Here is a 16,444-nt window from a genome sequence, read left to right on the forward strand (position 1 = left end):
CTTAGTTGTTCGAAGACAGGTTGTTCGGCTGGTCGACGTCCGGGAAGTCCCCGGCCGAGCCGGGCTCGGTCACGTACTCCTCCCCCGGGTCCGGATAGGAGTCACGGTTGAGCTCCGCACCCAGCTCCCCGGTCTGGCCGGCGTCGCGCAGGGACCGGATGTGGGCGTCGTACTCGGCCTGGCTGACCACGTTGACGTTGAAGAGCATCTCGGAGTGGTACTCGCCGCAGAACTCGGCGCACTTGCCGAAGAACTCGCCTTCCCGACCCGTGGTGATGCTGATGGTGTTGGTGCGCCCGGGGAACATGTCCGCCTTCTCGAGGAACGCGGGGACCCAGAAGGAGTGGATCACGTCGCGGGAGGTCACCTGGAGCTCGACGTCGCTGTCGACGGGCAGGTACAGGGTGGGCACCCGTTCGGGCACGCCCTCCTCGCCGTCCAGGTGGCCCTGGATGCCGGTGTCCCAGACGTCGTCCGTGAGGTAGTTGAAGTCCCAGGCCCACTGCTTGCCGTACACCTGGACGACGACGTCCGGGTTCTCGTGCGGGGTGGTGATCGCGGCCTGGGTGCGGACCGTGAAGAAGAAGAGGGAGCCCACGATGGCGATGGGGACCAGGGTGTAGAACACCTCGAGCGGCGCATGGTAGGCGACCTGCCGCGGGTAGCCGGTCTCGTACCTGCGGCGGCGGTAGGCGATGATGCACCACAGCATGAGCGCCCAGACGGCCAGGCCGATGACGAGAGCCGCGATCCAGGACCCGATCCACAGGTCGAGGATCATATCGGCGTTGTCGGTGGTGCCCCGCTCGGTGGGCATCCACCCGAGCTTCGCCTCCTCGGAGCAACCGGTCAGTGCGGTTGCGGCCAGGACGGCGACCGCGGCCACCCCTGCCGTGCGGCGCCGGTGACTACCGGTTCGTGTGTGCGAACTCACAGACGGCCCTTTCTTTTCTTCTCGTGCTCGTCGTCTGCGCGCCGAAGGCCCCGATTCCCAGAGCCTGGACACAGTCATGTGGAATGTTTCCTTCCGAGCTTACCCCTAGTCGCTGACATCTGGTGACACAGTGTCAGCGTCCGCGCGGCGCCCCCGGAGTCCGCGCGGAGCCCCTCGCGAGCATGGTCCCGCAATGGCAAAAGGCCCGCCGTCCGGATGGACGGCGGGCCTCTCGCACGGGGCGGGACGGCTCAGTGGAAGGAGTCGCCGCACGCGCAGGAGCCCTGCGCGTTGGGGTTGTCGATGGAGAACCCCTGCTTGGCGATGGTGTCCTCGAAGTCGATGGTGGAGCCCTCCAGATAGGGCACGCTCATCTTGTCCACGACGACCTCGACACCGCCGAAGTCGCGGACTGTGTCGCCGTCCAGGACGCGCTCGTCGAAGTACAGCTGGTAGATGAGACCCGAGCAGCCGCCCGGCTGCACGGCCACGCGCAGGCGGAGGTCCGTGCGGCCCTCCTGCTCGAGCAGGGTGCGGATCTTCTGGGAGGCGACGTCGGTCAGGTCGACGCCGTGGGTCGGGAGGCCGTCCACTGCGGCGCCGTTGTCGGTCGTGACGCTCATGATGCTCACTTTCTGTGGAGGGGTACCGCACGGGGTCGGGCCGGCGGTGGGTCTACCAGGGTGCACAACAGACGGCGCCCCCGGTTCATTCCCGCGTGACCTGCTCGTGACGGGCGGCGTCGTCGAGGGCCGCGAGCATGAGCGCCTCGGCCAGGACCGCCCGCTCGAACTCGGCCAGGTGCAGGGACTCGTTGGCGCTGTGCGCCCGGGAGTCGGGGTCCTCGACGCCCGTGATGAGGATGGCGGCGTCCGGGTAGAGCTCGGTCAGGTCGGCGGTGAAGGGGATGGACCCGCCGATGCCGGTCTGCACGGCGGGGCGCCCCCACGCCTCCCCCAGGGCCCACTGCGCGATCCGGGCCGCCCCGGAGTTGATGTCGGTCCGGAAGGACTGACCGGTCTCCTCGAGCTCGAAGCGCACGTGCGCGCCGAACGGGGCGTACTTCTCGACGTGGCGCCGGAGCGCCTCGGCGGCCTCGGCCGGGTCCTGCCCGGGGGCGGTCCGGAGGCTGATCTTCGCGCGGGCCGACGGCGCGATGGTGTTGGCGGCGATCTCGACCGGCGTGACGTCCATTCCCGTGACCGACAAGGCCGGTTGCGTCCAGAGCCGCGACGCGAGGGAGCCGCGCCCGGCCAGCCGGACGCCGTCCCTGACGGCCGCGTCGGCGCGGAACCGCTCCTCGTCGTAGACCAGGTCCGTGCTGTCCTCCGCGTGCAGCCCCTCGACGGCCACCGCGCCGTCGTCGTCGTGGAAGGTGGCGATCAGCCGGGACAGCAGCGTGGGGGCGTCCAGCACGGGCCCGCCGTACAGTCCCGAGTGCACGGCGTGCTCGAGCACGGAGAGCTCCACGACGGCCCCGACCATGCCCCGCAGGCTCGTGGTCAGCGCGGGCACCCCGATCTCCCAGTTGGCGGAGTCGGCGATCACGATGACGTCGGCGGCGAGCCGGTCCCGGTAGGCCTCCAGGAAGTCCCGGAAGGACGGGGACCCGGCCTCCTCCTCCCCCTCCACGAAGACCGTCACGCCCAGCCCGAAGTCCTCCCCGAGCTGGTCGTCCACGGCCCGCAGCGCGGCCACGTGCGCCATGATCCCGGCCTTGTCGTCCGCCGCGCCCCGGCCGTACAGGCGGCCGCCGCGCTCCTCGGCGGCGAACGGCTCGGAGTCCCACAGCTCGCGCCGGCCCGGCGGCTGGACGTCGTGGTGGGCGTAGAGCAGCACCGTGGGGCGTCCGGGGGCGGGCCGGCGGCGGGCCACGACGGCGGGGTGGCCCGGCCCGTCCCCGAGGGGCACCCGGAGGATCTCCACCTCCTCCAGCCCGGCGTCGGCCAGGACCGCGGCGACGGCCTCGGCGCTGTGCTCGAGGTGGGCGGCGTCGAAGGACTCCCAGGCGATCCCGGGGATCGCGACGAGCTTCACGAGCTGGGCCACGGTCCTCGGCATGCCGGCGTGCACGGCCGCGCGCACGGCGTCGACAGGAACGGGAAGGGCGGACGGGTACGACTCGTTCATGCCGGCCAGCCTACGCGCGGGTCCCGGCGGGCGGGCGCAGGTCCGTCGGCTATCCTTGACGGGTGTTTGGACGCAAGAAGGATGCAGACCGTGCGGGTTCCACCTCGGTGACCGCTGAGCCCACCCGGCCCGAGCCGTCGGCCGCCCTGCGGCAGACCCCGGGCAAGGGCCGGCCGACGCCCAGTCGCCGGGAGCAGGAGGCGGCCCGTCGCCGCCCCCTCGTGCCGACGGACCGCAAGGCCGCGAAGGCGCAGTCCCGGGACAGCGCCCGGGAGCAGCGGCTGCGCGCGCAGGCCGGCATGGCCGCCGGGGACGAGCGCTACCTGGGACCGCGCGACAAGGGCCCGCAGCGCCGCTTCGCCCGGGACTGGGTGGACTCGCGGATCAACCTCGGCGAGTTCCTCATGGTCATCGCCCTGGTGGCGCTGGTCGTGCTCTTCCTCCCCTTCCAGTACGTGGCCACCTACGGGGTCTACGTCATCTGGGCGCTCATGATCCTGGGCATCGTCGACGCGGTCCTGTCGACGGGCCGGATGAAGAAGGCGATGCAGGCGAAGTTCGGGACCGTGGACCCCGGCGTGCGCTGGTACGCCGCGATGCGCGGGTTCACGATGCGCCGGCTGCGCCTGCCCAAGCCACAGGTCGCCCGCGGCGACCGCCCGTCCTGACCGTCCACCGGCACTTCCCGCGCGGGCACCGCGCGCACGGCAGCGCCCCCCGGGCCCTCGGCCGGGGGGCGCTGCCGTGCGCGGGCTCAGGCGCGGCGGCGTGCCGCGCGCGCGAGCCCCTGGTTGATCCTGCGGGCCCAGAACGGCCCCTCGTAGAGGAAGCCCGTGTAGCCCTGGACCAGCGTGGCCCCGGCGCCCAGACGCTCCTGCACGTCCTCGGCGGTGCTCACCCCGCCGACGGAGACGAGCACGAGCCGGTCCCCCACCCGCTCGTGCAGCAGGCGTAGCACCTCGAGGGAGCGGCGCCGCACGGGAGTCCCGGAGAGCCCGCCGGGCCCGCACGCCTCGACCGCGGCGGGGTCGGACACCAGCCCCTCGCGGGAGATCGTGGTGTTGGTGGCCACGATGCCGTCGAGCCCGAGGTCCAGCGCGAGGTCGGCGACGGCCAGGACGTCCTCGTCGGGGAGATCGGGGGCGATCTTCACCAGCAGTGGCACGTGCCGGTCGGCGGCCTCGTCGGCCGCCGCGCCCACGGCCGAGAGCAGGGGCCGCAGGCTCTCGATCTCCTGGAGCTGGCGCAGCCCCGGGGTGTTGGGCGAGGACACGTTGACCACGAGGTAGTCGGCCAGGGGGGCGAGCGTGCGGGTGCTCTGCAGGTAGTCGTCCACCGCGTCCTCGAGCGGGACCGCCTTGGTCTTGCCGATGTTCACGCCCAGCACGGGCCGCGCGCGGCCGCGGTGATCGGCCTCGAGCTCGCGCCGCGCCGCGGCCAGGCGCGGGGCCACGGCGGCGGCGCCGTCGTTGTTGAAGCCCATCCGGTTGACCACGGCGCGGTCCTCGACGAGGCGGAAGAGCCGGGGCCGGGGGTTGCCCGGCTGCGCCTGGGCGGTCACGGTGCCGATCTCGACGTGGCCGAAGCCGAGGTCGGTCAGGGCCCCGATCCCCTCGGCACCCTTGTCGAAACCGGCCGCCAGGCCGAACGGCGACGGGAAGCGCAGGCCGAGCGCCTGGACCTCGAGCACGGGATCGGGGCGGGTACGGACCCGCAGGGCCGTGCTGAGCCGCACGGCACGGCCCGCCCGGATCCCCGCGAAGCCCACCCGGTGGGCTTTCTCGGGGTCCATCCGGGAGAAGACGGCCTGGAAGAACGTAGGGTAGAAACGCATGGGCCCAGTCTTCCACAGGGCCCTCTGCGCCCGGGCGGACCCGACGGATGCCCGGGACCGCCGCGACGAGTTCCCGCGGGAGGTGACCGGATGAGCGTGCCGTCGGACCCGTGGGTCCCCGACGTGCTGGGACCCGGCTTCCGCGCGAGGACGGTACCGCTGGGCCCCGGCTCGGCCCCGCACGCGACGGCCACGGTGGTGCGCTACCGCCCGGAGGACCGACGGGGCGCCCCCAGGGCCCTGCGGGGCGCCGTGCTGTACCTGCACGGCTGGTCCGACTACTTCTTCAACGCCGAGCTCGCCCGCACGTGCGCTGCGGCGGGGTACGGGTTCTACGCCCTGGACCTGCACGGGTACGGCCGCAACCTCACCGACGAGGTGCTCGCCGACGGCGCCGGGAGCCCGGGGCACACCACGGACCTCGCCGACTACGACGACGACATCGCGGCCGCCCTGGGGCTGGTGGCCGAGGACGGGCTCCCCGGACGGGGCGGCCGACTGGTGCTGATGGGCCACTCCGCCGGCGGTCTCACCGCGGCCCTGTGGGCCGCCCACCATCCCGGCCGGCTCGCGGGCCTGGCTCTCAACGCCCCGTGGATCGGCAGCCACGGCTCCGACGCGGTGGGTGCCGCGCTCCGTCCCCTCCTGGCCCGCCTGGCGCGGCGGCGCCCGGAGCGGGCCGTGCGGGTCCGGCTGCGCAGCCACTACTACCGGGTGATCAGCGAGCGGGCCGAGGGCGAGTGGCCGATCGATCCCCGGTGGCGGCCCGAGACCAGCTTCGACATCACCCCCGGCTGGCTCAACGCTGTACTTCAAGCACAACGTGAGGTTTCCGCCGGGCTCAACCTTCAAGTTCCGGTGCTGGTCCAGACTTCGGCCCGGTCCTGTCTCCGGCCCTGGTGGTCGGAGCGGATGCGCTCGGCCGACACCGTGCTGGACGTGCAGCAGATCCGGCGGCACGCGGCGGATCTGGGCCCGGACGTGACCTTGCGCTCGTACGAGGGCGCGGTGCACGACGTCCACCTCTCGCGCGGTCCGGTGCGGCGTGCGGCGCAGCGGGACCTCGTCACCTGGCTGCGTGGACTGGAGGGACCCGGGGGATCTCAGGCGGACACGCCGGGGCCCGCGACGCGGTCCACGGCCCCGCCGTAGCGCCGGTCGCGGCGGGCGTAGACCTCCACGGCCTCCCACAGCGTGCGGCGGTCGACGTCCGGCCACAGGACGTCCTGGAAGACGAGCTCGGCGTAGGCGGACTGCCACAGCAGGAAGTTCGAGATCCGCTGCTCGCCGGAGGAGCGGAGGAAGAGGTCGACGTCCGGCAGGTCGGGCTCGTCCAGGTAGCGCTGCACCGTGCTCTCGTCGATGCTGCGCGGATTGAGCCGGCCGGCCTGCGCGTCGGCGGCGATGGCGGCGGCGGCGTCGGCGATCTCGGCGCGGCCGCCGTAGTTGACGCACATGGTGAGGGTGACCACGTCGTTGTGGCGGGTCGCCCGCTCCGCCTCCTCGAGGCGGTTGATCACGGCGCGCCACAGACGGGGCCTGCGGCCGGCCCACCGGATCCGGATGCCCCACTCCTGGAAGGTGGGCAGCTGGCGCTCCATGACGTCGGCGGTGTAGTTCATGAGGAACGTGACCTCGTCGAGGGAGCGCTTCCAGTTCTCGGTGGAGAAGGCGTAGGCGCTCACGTACGGGATGCCCATCTCGATGGCCCCCGCCATGACCTCGATGAGCGCCGCCTCCCCGGCCTTGTGGCCCTCGTTGCGCGGGAGGCCGCGCTGGTTGGCCCACCGGCCGTTGCCGTCCATCACCACGGCCACGTGCCGGGGCACGAACCGGGACGGGATCGGCGGGGCGGTGGCGCCGCTGGGGTGCGGGGGCGGGGCGGCAAAGCCGGGCATGGTCAGCTCCGTTCCACGAGGTTCAGGGACCGGACGGCCCTCTCAAGGTGCCACTGTACGTAGGAGGCCACGATTCCCGCCGCGGCCCGGGCCGCGCGCGTCTCCACGGCCCCGATGCGCTCCCAGTCCCCCGTGAGCAGCGCGGACAGGTGCGCCATCGTGGCGGGGTCCGGGGCCGCGGCCCCGGGCGGGCGGCAGGCGGCGCACACGGCACCGCCGAGCGGCGCCGAGAACGCCTCGTGCGGACCGGGGGCCCCGCAGCGGGCGCAGTCCGTGAAGCTCGGGGCCCATCCCGCCGTGGCCACGGCACGCAGCAGATAGGAGTCCAGGACGGCCCCGGGCTCGTGCAGCCCCCGGGCGAGGGCGGAGAGCGCGCCGACCAGCAGACGGTACTGCTGGGCCGCGGACTCGTCGTCGTTCTCGGTGAACTTCTCCGCGGCCTCGGCCATGGCGGCCGCGGCGGTGTACTTGCCGTAGTCGGCGGCGATGACCGAGCCGTAGCCGCGCTTGCCCAGGGCCTGGGAGACGATCTCGAGGTTGCGCCCGGTGACCAGCTGCAGCTCGGCCACGTTGAACGGCTCGAGCCGGGAGCCGAAGCGGGAGGTCGTGCGGCGCACCCCCTTGGCCACGGCCCGGACCTGGCCGTGGTCGCGGGTCAGCAGCACGACGATCCGGTCGGCCTCGCCCAGCTTGTAGGTGCGCAGGACCACGGCGTCGTCCCGATAGCTGCGTGATGCGAAGGTCGTCCTGGCCACCCGACCATTCTCCCACGCCCGGCGGACAGCACGGCCGGCCGGCCCCCGCGGCGGGCCGCCCCTGCCGGGACGGCCCGCCGTGCCGGCGCGGGAGGAGCGGCTCAGGCCTGGGCGTCCCGCACGGCCCGGTTCACAGCCGAGACGACCGCCTTGAGGGAGGCCCGGGTGGTGTTCGCGTCGATGCCCACGCCCCACAGGACCCGATCGCCCAGGGCCGCCTCGACGTAGCTGGCGGCCTGGGCGTCGCCGCCGGCCGACAGGGCGTGCTCGCTGTAGTCGAGCACGCGCACGTCCACGCCCTCCGCGGCGAAGACCGCGAGCAGGGCCTCGATCGGCCCGTTGCCCTGGCCCGTGCAGTGGTGCTGGACGCCCTCGACGTCCAGGCCGATCTCGAGCGTGGTCTCCCCGTCCTCCTCGGAGGTCGTGGTGATGTTCGTGATCCGGTAGCGGCCCCAGCGGCCGTGGCCGCCCTCCTGCGCGGTGGGCAGGTACTCGTCCGCGAACACCTTCCACAGCTGCGCCCCGGAGACCTCCCCGCCGCTGGTGTCGGTGTGCTCCTGCACGACGCGGGAGAACTCGATCTGGGCCCGGCGCGGCAGGTCGAGGCCGTGCTCGTTCTTGAGCAGGTAGGCCACGCCGCCCTTGCCCGACTGCGAGTTCACGCGGATCACGGCCTCGTAGGAGCGGCCGAGGTCCTTCGGGTCGATCGGCAGGTACGGCACGGCCCACAGCAGCTCGTCCACGGCGCGGTCCTGCTCCTGGGCGTCCCGGGCCATCCGGTCGAAGCCCTTCTTGATGGCGTCCTGGTGGGAGCCGGAGAAGGCCGTGAACACCAGGTCACCGCCGTACGGGGCCCGTTCGTGCACGGGCAGCTGGTTGCAGTACTCCACGGTGCGCCGGATGTCGTCGATGTCGGAGAAGTCGATCTGCGGGTCCACGCCCTGGGTCAGCAGGTTCAGGCCCAGGGTGACGAGGTCGACGTTGCCCGTGCGCTCGCCGTTGCCGAACAGGCAGCCCTCGATGCGGTCGGCGCCGGCGAGGTAGCCCAGCTCGGCCGCGGCGACCCCGGTGCCGCGGTCGTTGTGCGGGTGCAGGGACACCACCGTGGCGTCACGGTCGTAGAGGTTGCGGCACATCCACTCGATGGAGTCCGCGTAGACGTTGGGGGTCGCCATCTCGACGGTCGCGGGCAGGTTGAGGATCATCTCCCGGTCCCCGCCGATCTCGAAGGTCTCGGCCACGGCGTTGGCGATGCGCGCCGCGAACTCGAGCTCCGTGCCGGTGTAGGACTCCGGGGAGTACTCGTAGGTCACGGACGTGTTCCGCAGCTGCTCCTCGTACTTCATGCACAGCCGGGCCCCCGTGAGGGCGATGTCGACGATCCCGTCCATGTCCTGGTCGAAGACCACGCGCCGCTGCAGCGTGGAGGTCGCGTTGTAGAGGTGGACGATCGCCTGGTCGGCGCCGTCGATCGCCTCGAAGGTGCGCTCGATCAGGTGCTCGCGGGACTGGGTCAGGACCTGGATCGAGACGTCGCCCGGGATCCGGTCCTCCTCGATGAGCCGGCGCACGAAGTCGAAGTCGGTCTGCGAGGCCGAGGGGAAACCGACCTCGATCTCCTTGTAGCCCATCCGGACGAGCAGCTCGAACATCTTGAGCTTGCGGTCCGAGTTCATGGGATCGATGAGCGCCTGGTTGCCGTCCCGCAGGTCCACGGCGCACCAGCGCGGGGCCTCCGTGATCACCTTGTCCGGCCAGGTGCGGTCGGACATGTCGAACGGGAACTGCTGCTGGTACGGGACGTACTTGTGGATCGGCATGCCGGAGGGCTGCTGGGAGTTGCGCATGGGGTGGGCCTGTTCTGCTCGAGACGTCTGCGGGTGGCCGGGCATCAGGAACTCCGCAACGGGAGGCCGGCCATTCGACGACGGGTCAGGCCCCGTTGCGGCACGTAAGGAGGAGGGTCCCTGTCCGCATGTGGTCAATCTACCACGCGGCGCCGGGCGGACCGGAGCCCGCTCACCAGTCCCCCGCGGCCTGCTGGCAGGTGAACTGCTCCGCGGTCTGCCCGTTGAGCTCCCCCGGCAGCACCGCGCCCACGTCGAGCCGGTCCCCCTCGGGGAAGTCCTGGCCCACGGAGACGAGCACCCCGGCGACCTCGGTCGTCGGCACGATCTGCGACGGCGGCACCCCGAGCAGCTCGGCCACGTGGACGGCGGCCTCGTACCAGCCGGTGCCGAAGAAGACCTGCGTACCGGGCAGCTCGGCCGGCTGCGGCCCGCTCCCGGTCGCCCGGTAGCCCTCGTCCTCGAGCAGCTCGGCGATCTCCTCGTCGCGGCCCTCGACGCCGGAGGCGTTGGACACCGCCAGCGGCACCGAGGCGGGGGCGACCGGCGGTGCCGTCGTGGCCTCGGGCGAGGGGCTCGCCGTCGACGCCGGCGCCTCGGCCGGGCCCGTGAGCGGCCGGTCCTCGCGCAGCACCTCGAAGAGGTCGTCCGCCGCCTCCTCCTCGAGCTGGAGGCGGTTGGGGTCCAGGGCGTAGGGCTCCGTCGGCACGGTCACGAACACCATGTCGGCGAGGTCGATGCCGCGCACCGCCGTGGCGAGGCCGACCATGGTCGGCACGGACCCGAGGTCCTCGTCCACGTGCAGGTTGCGGGAGGCGACGTCGGCGATCTCGTAGAGCTTGGGCAGGTCCGCCAGCGTGCCCTCGTCCTTGATCTTGCGGGCGAGGGACGCCAGGAAGGACTGCTGGGAGCGGATCCGGCTGGTGTCCCCGCCGTCCCCGAACGCGGCCCGGCTGCGCAGGAACGCCAGCGCCTGCTCCCCCTCCACGGAGGACACCCCCGCGGGCAGCTCCAGACCCGACTTCGGGTCGTCGACGGCCTCGTTCACGCACACCTCGACCCCGCCCACCGCGGAGGAGAGCTCCTTGACGGCGTTGAAGTCGGCGAGCATGAAGTGGTCGATCTTCAGCCCGGTCATCCGGTTCACCGTGGCGACCGTGCAGCCCGGGCCGCCGTTGGTGATCGCAGAGTTCAGCAGCGCGTCCTGCTCCGGCGGGTGGACCGCACCGGACTCGGGGTCCGTGCACTGCGGGACGTCGGCGACCAGGTCGCGCGGGAGGGAGACGACCGTGACGCCGCTGCGGTCCTCGGCCACGTGCACGAGCATCATGACGTCCGTCAGGCCCGCCCCGGAGCTGTCGTCCGCGTCGCCGTAACGCTCGTTGCCCTCGCCCTCCCGGGTGTCGGTGCCCATGACGAGGATGTCCAGCGGCCCCTCCTCGACCGTGCCGGAGCCGTCGCCGAGGTCCAGCGGGGAGGTGTCCAGGTTCGACTGCAGCCGCCAGGTCGCAGCCACGCCGACGCCGAGGGCCACGAGCAGCACGAGCACCACCGCCAGCGCCGCCCAGCGCTTCCGGGACCATCGGCGGGCGCGCGGGCGTCCGGGGACGTCGGGGGTGCTTGAGGACACGGTGATCTTCTCCTGGAACGGCCGCCGGCACGGGAGCCGGGTTTAGGGGGGGAGGGCGCCCGGCCGTGGCGCCGGGGGCCATGCTAGTCGCCCACCGCGCGGGCCGGGGCGGGCCACGCGGTGGGCGCCGCGGGGACCGCGGCGCCGGGCTCAGAAGCCCAGGCGGGACAGCTGCTTGGGGTCGCGCTGCCATTCCTTGGCGACCTTCACGTGCAGGTCGAGGTAGACCTTCGTGCCGAGCAGGGCCTCGATGGCCGTCCGGGAGTTCGTGCCGATCTCGCGCAGGCGGGCTCCGCCCCGGCCGATCACGATGGCCTTCTGCGACGGCCGCTCCACGTAGACGTTGACCCGCACGTCCAGCAGGGGGCGGTCGGCGGGGCGGCCCTCGCGCGGGACCATCTCCTCCACGACGACCGCGAGGGAGTGCGGCAGCTCGTCGCGCACGCCCTCGAGGGCGGCCTCGCGGACGAGCTCCGCGACCATGGTCAGCTCGGGCTCGTCCGTCAGCTCGCCGTCGGGGTACAGCGCCGGGGACTCGGGCATCCGGGCGACGAGCAGCTCCGCGAGGGCCTCGACCTGGAAGCCGTCCACGGCGGAGACGGGGATGACGTCGGCCCAGCCGGGCTCCGCGGCGGGGGCGCCCGGCCCGGCGGTGGCCGCCTGGGAGCGGTGGCGCGGCTTCCGGGCGGCACGCTCGGCACGCTCGGCGCGGGCCTGCTGCTCGGCCTCCATGACGGAGCGGCCGAGCTCGGTGACGGCCAGCAGCTGCTCGGTGAGCTCGGCCCGGGACACGGTGTCCGTCTTGGTCACGATCGCGACGACCGGCTTGTTGCCGGACGCGGCGAGCTGCTGGGCGATGTAGCGGTCCCCCGGCCCGATCTTCTGGTCGGCGGGGACGCAGAAGCCGATGACGTCGACCTCGGCGAGGGTGTCGGCCACGAGGTCGTTGAGCCGTTCGCCGAGCAGGGTCCGCGGCCGGTGCAGCCCCGGGGTGTCCACCAGGACGAGCTGGCCCTCGGGCCGGTGCACGATGCCGCGGATCGTGTGGCGCGTCGTCTGCGGGCGGTTGGACGTGATCGCGACCTTGTGCCCGACCAGCGCGTTGGTCAGCGTGGACTTGCCGGCGTTGGGGCGGCCGACGAGCACGGCGAACCCGGCGCGGAACGGCCCTCCGGGGCCCTCGGGCCCTGCGGGGTCGGTGGGGTTGGGCTCAGACATGGTGGGACTCCTCCTCGGACTCCAGTGCGGCGGGGTCCACGGCGGTGGACCCCGGGGGAACCCACTCCGGGTCCCGGTGGACCTCCAGCTGGCCCACCCGGTTGCGTCGGCCCTCCAGGGTGACGGCTTCGAGGACGATGCCCTCGACGGTGGCGCGGGAGCCCACGATGGGCACCCGGCCGATGCTCTTGGCCAGCAGCCCGCCGGCCGTGTCCACCTCGTCGTCCTCCAGGCCGACGCCGAACAGGTCGCCGAGGTCCTCGACGCCGAGCGCGGCCGAGACGCGGTAGCGGCCGTCGCCGAGCTCCTCGACCTCGGGCTTCTCCCGGTCGTACTCGTCGACGATCTCCCCGAGCAGCTCCTCGATGAGGTCCTCCAGGGTGACGAGACCGGCGGTGCCGCCGTACTCGTCGACGACGACGGCGACGTGGATCGACTCGAGCTGCATCTCGCGCAGCAGCTCGTTGACCTTCTTGGACTCCGGCACGTAGCGGACCTCGCGGGCGAGCTCGGACAGCCCGCCGATCCGCAGGTCGGCGCCGTGCCGGTGCACCCGCTCGGCGAGGTCCTTCTGGTACAGGATGCCGAGGACGTCGTCGGCGCTCTCGCCGATGACGGGGATGCGGGAGTAGCCGGAGCGGAAGAAGAGGTTGAGGGCGTTGTCCACGGTGTCGTCGTCGTCGACGGAGACCATGTCGGTGCGGGGCACCATGACGGCCCGGACGTTGGTGTCGTCGAGGTCGAAGATCGAGTGCAGCAGCTCCGCCTCGTTGTCCTCGATGAGGTCCTGGTCGGTGGAGCGGTCGACGAACTCGAGCAGCTCCTCCTCGGTCAGGAAGCCGGGGGCGGTGTGCCCCGGCGCCCGCGCCACCGAGGAGCCCAGGCGCACGAGCAGGCCCGGCACGGGTCCCAGCACGGCGCGCAGGACCCGCACGAGGCCGGCGGTGAAGCGGACCGTGCCGGCGGCGTTGCTGCGGCCCACCTGGCGCGGGGACACGCCGGTGAGCACGAAGCCGACCGCGGCCATGACGACCGTGGCCAGCAGGCCGGCCAGCCACACGTCGTCGAGCCCGTGGAACATCGCGAGGGCCACGGCCACGGCGGAGGCCGTCTCGAACCACACCGTCCAGAAGCGCAGGGCCTGCAGATGGGCGGTGGGGGTGGCGAGGACCTTCGCGGCGGCCGAGCCGGGATCCTCCCGGACGATGGCCTCGGCGTCGGCGCGGGGCAGGTACGTGAGGCCGGTCTCGGCCGCGGCGAGCACGAACGCCGTGCACAGGAACACGGTCGCCGCGAGGACCAGGACGGCGGTGGTCATGGGCCCCTACTCCATGGTCTCGACCGGGGCGGGGCGGCCGAGGAAGTCGGTGAGCAGGTCCCGCTGGAGGGCGAACATGACGTGCCGCTCCTCGGGCTCGGCGTGGTCGTGGCCCAGCAGGTGCAGGATCCCGTGCGTGGTCAGCAGGCACAGCTCGTCCCCGACGGAGTGCCCGGCGGCCTCGGCCTGGCGGCGGGCCACGGGCGGGCACAGCACGATGTCGCCCAGGGTCCCCTCCGCGGGCTCCTCCGGGGTCCCCGGGCGCAGCTCGTCCATGGGGAAGGAGAGCACGTCCGTGGCCCCGGGCAGGTCCATCCACTCGACGTGCAGCCGCGCCATCTCCTCCTCGTCGACGACCGCGATCGACAGCTCGGCGTCCGGGTGCACGTGCAGCCGGTGCAGGACGTGCTCCGCGAGCCGGCCCAGCACTCCGACGTCGACCGCGGCCCAGGCCTCCCGGTCGGCGGGCGGCACGTCCTGGGGGTCCGCCTGCAGGTCGAACTCGACGGCCATCAGGCGCTCTCCTCGTCGCCGGGGGCGGTGCCGCTCCCGGCGGCCCGGGCCGTGCGCGTGTCCTCCTTGCGCCGGCGGCGCTCGTTGCGCCGCCGGTTGGTCGTGTCGAAGGTGTCGTACGCGCTGACGATGCGGCTGACCAGCTCGTGGCGCACGACGTCCTCCGCGGTCAGCTCCGCGAAGGCGACGTCCTCGACGCCGCCGAGCACGTGCTGGACCTGGCGCAGCCCGGAGGACGCGCTCCCGGGCAGGTCCACCTGGGTGACGTCCCCGGTGATCACCATCTTCGAGCCGAAGCCCAGCCGGGTGAGGAACATCTTCATCTGCTCGGGCGTGGTGTTCTGCGCCTCGTCCAGGATGATGAAGGCGTCGTTGAGGGTCCGCCCGCGCATGTACGCGAGCGGCGCCACCTCGATCGTGCCCGCCTCCATGAGCCGCGGGATGGAGTCGGGGTCCATCATGTCGTGCAGCGCGTCGTAGAGGGGGCGCAGGTACGGGTCGATCTTCTCGCTGAGCGTCCCCGGCAGGAAGCCGAGCCGCTCCCCCGCCTCGACGGCCGGGCGCGTGAGGATGATCCGGGAGACCTCCTTGGCCTGCAGCGCCTGGACCGCCTTGGCCATGGCCAGGTAGGTCTTGCCCGTGCCGGCCGGGCCGATGCCGAAGACGACCGTGTGCTCGTCGATCGCGTCGACGTAGGTCTTCTGGTGCTGGGTCTTGGGCCGGATCGTGCGGCCGCGGCTGGAGAGGATGTTCTGGGTCAGGGCTCCGCTCGGGCGGGCGGAGAGGTCCCGGCCGATGAGCCCGAGCAGCTGGGTGATGACCTGCGGGGTGACCGCGGTCTCGCGCCCGGCCAGGACCTTGAGCTCGTCGAAGAGCGTCGTGACGATCTGCACGGGCCCGCTCGGCCCCTCGATGCCGAGCTCCAGCTCCCGCGGGCGGGTCACCAGCCCGGGGAACGCCGTCTCGACCTGGCGCAGGGTGTCGTCCCCGGAGCCGAGGCAGCGGACCATCGTCTCGCGGTCGGGGAAGGTGACGACGGTGCGGGCCGTCAGGGGGTGCGTGGTGCCGGGCAGCGTCTCAGTCATGGGTCCGGCTCGGGGGCCGTGCTCTCGCTCTCTCGATGGGTGCCGCCGACGTGCACGGCGCGGTGGTGCGTGGTACGGGCCGGCCCCCGGGACGGGGCAGCCCTCCCTCCAGGGTACCGCGCGGGTCCTCCGCCCGGGCACGCCCGGGCGGACATTCCGATTTGGTATCGGTCACGGTGGACGGAGCCTCCCGGCCGCGGGAGCTCCCGGCGCTGTGCTGGAATGGTCGGGTCCTCCGTCAGGGGGACGGGTGCGGCCCCCGGGCGGGCTGCACCGGCATCCCCCCACCGACCCCGGAAAGTCGAGGTGTGCGTACCCATGGCCGCTGAGCCTTCCGGGTCCGTTCCCGCGCGCCGTCGGCGCGCGGCCGCGCTGTCCGCGACCTGCCTGCTGGTGCTCGCCGGGTGCGGCCTCGACCGGGATCCGGGTGGCACGGCCCCCGCCCCGGGGAGCGCGCCCGCGGCTGTGGCCGCCCCCGCCACCGCGCCCAGCGCGACGAGCACCGGCGACGGCACGGTGGCCACCACGAAGGTCCCGCTCTACTGGGTGGGCACCGCCGACGGGGAGCAGCGGCTGTTCCGCGAGTTCCGGGACGCCGCCGAGGGCCCGACGGCCGTGGACCCCATCGCGGCGGCGGCCGCGCTGCTGACGACCTCGGCCCCCGAGGACCCGGACCACCGGACCTACTGGTCCCCGGTGGACCAGGTGGGCAGCTCCACCTCCCCGGGCGGGACGATCACCGTCGACCTGCCGTCCGAGGCCTTCCGCTCGCGCCTGGACGAGGGCGAGGCCCGACTGGCGCTGCAGCAGCTCGCCCACACGGTCACGGCCGCGGCGAGCACCGCGGGGCTGCTGCCGCAGAGCTCGGAGCCCGAGGTCGTCGTCCTCGTCGACGGCCGGGCCCGCGAGGAGGTCTTCGGGTCCGTGCGGCTCGACCGGCCGCTCCGGCCCGACGAGGACCTCGAGGCGCCCCTGTGGCTCCTCGACCCGCGGGCGGGCCCGCACCCCGACGGCGCCGTCACGCTCTCCGGGCGCGCCCTGGAGGGCGTCGGCGAGTGCCGGTGGACGGTCACGGACGAGGACGGGGCGACGGTCTCGAGCGGGACGCTGCCCACCGTGCCGCGGGGCGACGGGACCGTCGGGTTCCGCACGGAGCTGAAGCTGTCCCCGGGGACCTACGAGGTGGCGGTCACGGGCCGCACCGCCGAGGACGAGCCCGTGCACGACGCCAGCACCGTGGAGGTCGCTCCCCGCTGAGCCGCCCCGGCCGGGCCGGCCCGGT

The 16,444-nt window shown here is 73.2% G+C and carries 15 protein-coding genes; 3 read left to right on the top strand and 12 right to left on the bottom strand.

All coding sequences use genetic code 11. The features are described 5' to 3' along the window. Position 1 precedes the first annotated feature (1 nt). From ctaC to RE027_RS11040, 3 genes are all read right to left on the bottom strand, one after another. Entirely contained in the window at positions 2-934 is a 933-nt protein-coding gene (gene ctaC, locus RE027_RS11030) for an aa3-type cytochrome oxidase subunit II (protein ID WP_368808315.1), read from the bottom strand. A gap of 251 nt (positions 935-1,185) precedes the next feature. Next, complete coding sequence (locus RE027_RS11035) at positions 1,186-1,557, bottom strand: HesB/IscA family protein (protein ID WP_368808316.1); 372 nt, start codon at positions 1,555-1,557, stop codon at positions 1,186-1,188. Between the two features lie 85 nt (positions 1,558-1,642). Continuing rightward, complete coding sequence (locus RE027_RS11040; protein WP_368808317.1) at positions 1,643-3,064, bottom strand: dipeptidase; 1,422 nt, start codon at positions 3,062-3,064, stop codon at positions 1,643-1,645. A gap of 107 nt (positions 3,065-3,171) precedes the next feature. On the opposite strand from RE027_RS11040, the gene RE027_RS11045 reads away from it, so the two are divergent. Next, positions 3,172-3,732: a DUF3043 domain-containing protein gene (locus RE027_RS11045; RefSeq protein ID WP_368808318.1), complete on the top strand. Its 561-nt coding sequence runs from the start codon at positions 3,172-3,174 to the stop codon at positions 3,730-3,732. A gap of 86 nt (positions 3,733-3,818) precedes the next feature. Here the strand turns inward: RE027_RS11045 and RE027_RS11050 are convergent, their stop codons facing one another. Continuing rightward, positions 3,819-4,898, bottom strand: a complete 1,080-nt coding sequence (locus RE027_RS11050; RefSeq protein WP_368808319.1) for a quinone-dependent dihydroorotate dehydrogenase — start codon at positions 4,896-4,898, stop codon at positions 3,819-3,821. Between the two features lie 90 nt (positions 4,899-4,988). Between RE027_RS11050 and RE027_RS11055 the strand changes: the two genes are divergently transcribed. Continuing rightward, positions 4,989-6,050, top strand: a complete 1,062-nt coding sequence (locus RE027_RS11055; RefSeq protein WP_368808320.1) for an alpha/beta hydrolase — start codon at positions 4,989-4,991, stop codon at positions 6,048-6,050. Here the strand turns inward: RE027_RS11055 and RE027_RS11060 are convergent. From RE027_RS11060 to RE027_RS11095, 8 genes are all read right to left on the bottom strand, one after another. Further along, a complete protein-coding gene (locus RE027_RS11060) occupies positions 6,002-6,796 on the bottom strand; it encodes an isoprenyl transferase (protein WP_368808321.1) in 795 nt (264 codons plus the stop codon). The genes RE027_RS11055 and RE027_RS11060 overlap by 49 nt on opposite strands. Before the next feature lie 2 nt (positions 6,797-6,798). Then, positions 6,799-7,551 carry a DNA repair protein RecO gene (gene recO, locus RE027_RS11065; RefSeq protein ID WP_368808322.1) on the bottom strand — a complete coding sequence of 251 codons (753 nt, stop codon included), beginning with the start codon at positions 7,549-7,551 and terminating at the stop codon, positions 6,799-6,801. A gap of 101 nt (positions 7,552-7,652) precedes the next feature. Beyond that, a complete protein-coding gene (gene leuA, locus RE027_RS11070) occupies positions 7,653-9,398 on the bottom strand; it encodes a 2-isopropylmalate synthase (RefSeq protein WP_368808323.1) in 1,746 nt (581 codons plus the stop codon). A gap of 172 nt (positions 9,399-9,570) precedes the next feature. Further along, positions 9,571-11,028 (bottom strand): LCP family protein, encoded by a 1,458-nt coding sequence (locus RE027_RS11075; RefSeq protein WP_368808324.1) that lies wholly within the window; start codon positions 11,026-11,028, stop codon positions 9,571-9,573. A 150-nt stretch (positions 11,029-11,178) separates the two neighbouring features. Beyond that, positions 11,179-12,246, bottom strand: a complete 1,068-nt coding sequence (locus RE027_RS11080) for a GTPase Era (RefSeq protein WP_368808325.1) — start codon at positions 12,244-12,246, stop codon at positions 11,179-11,181. Beyond that, positions 12,239-13,564 carry a hemolysin family protein gene (locus RE027_RS11085; protein ID WP_368808326.1) on the bottom strand — a complete coding sequence of 442 codons (1,326 nt, stop codon included), beginning with the start codon at positions 13,562-13,564 and terminating at the stop codon, positions 12,239-12,241. The genes RE027_RS11080 and RE027_RS11085 overlap by 8 nt, the downstream gene beginning before the upstream one ends. Before the next feature lie 6 nt (positions 13,565-13,570). Continuing rightward, the gene (gene ybeY, locus RE027_RS11090) at positions 13,571-14,077 is read right to left on the bottom strand and encodes an rRNA maturation RNase YbeY (RefSeq protein WP_368808327.1); all 507 of its coding nucleotides are present in this window, start codon (positions 14,075-14,077) and stop codon (positions 13,571-13,573) included. Next, a complete protein-coding gene (locus RE027_RS11095) occupies positions 14,077-15,162 on the bottom strand; it encodes a PhoH family protein (protein ID WP_368808328.1) in 1,086 nt (361 codons plus the stop codon). The genes ybeY and RE027_RS11095 overlap by 1 nt, the downstream gene beginning before the upstream one ends. A gap of 318 nt (positions 15,163-15,480) precedes the next feature. Here RE027_RS11095 and RE027_RS11100 point away from each other — a divergent pair, with 318 nt between their 5' ends. Continuing rightward, entirely contained in the window at positions 15,481-16,419 is a 939-nt protein-coding gene (locus RE027_RS11100) for a GerMN domain-containing protein (RefSeq protein WP_368808329.1), read from the top strand. Positions 16,420-16,444 lie beyond the last annotated feature (25 nt).

This window comes from Kocuria sabuli, assembly GCF_040981185.1.
Taxonomy (GTDB): Bacteria; Actinomycetota; Actinomycetes; order Actinomycetales; family Micrococcaceae; genus Kocuria; species Kocuria sabuli.

Bases quoted from the DNA above. Each gene is read 5' to 3' on its own strand.
- RE027_RS11035 (WP_368808316.1), bottom strand. From the start codon at position 1,557: ATGAGCGTCACGACCGACAACGGCGCCGCAGTGGACGGCCTCCCGACC.
- RE027_RS11040 (WP_368808317.1), bottom strand. From the start codon at position 3,064: ATGAACGAGTCGTACCCGTCCGCCCTTCCCGTTCCTGTCGACGCCGTG.
- RE027_RS11050 (WP_368808319.1), bottom strand. From the start codon at position 4,898: ATGCGTTTCTACCCTACGTTCTTCCAGGCCGTCTTCTCCCGGATGGAC.
- RE027_RS11055 (WP_368808320.1), top strand. From the start codon at position 4,989: ATGAGCGTGCCGTCGGACCCGTGGGTCCCCGACGTGCTGGGACCCGGC.
- RE027_RS11060 (WP_368808321.1), bottom strand. From the start codon at position 6,796: ATGCCCGGCTTTGCCGCCCCGCCCCCGCACCCCAGCGGCGCCACCGCC.
- leuA (WP_368808323.1), bottom strand. From the start codon at position 9,398: ATGCGCAACTCCCAGCAGCCCTCCGGCATGCCGATCCACAAGTACGTC.
- RE027_RS11080 (WP_368808325.1), bottom strand. From the start codon at position 12,246: ATGTCTGAGCCCAACCCCACCGACCCCGCAGGGCCCGAGGGCCCCGGA.
- RE027_RS11085 (WP_368808326.1), bottom strand. From the start codon at position 13,564: ATGACCACCGCCGTCCTGGTCCTCGCGGCGACCGTGTTCCTGTGCACG.
- ybeY (WP_368808327.1), bottom strand. From the start codon at position 14,077: ATGGCCGTCGAGTTCGACCTGCAGGCGGACCCCCAGGACGTGCCGCCC.
- RE027_RS11095 (WP_368808328.1), bottom strand. From the start codon at position 15,162: ATGACTGAGACGCTGCCCGGCACCACGCACCCCCTGACGGCCCGCACC.
- RE027_RS11100 (WP_368808329.1), top strand. From the start codon at position 15,481: ATGGCCGCTGAGCCTTCCGGGTCCGTTCCCGCGCGCCGTCGGCGCGCG.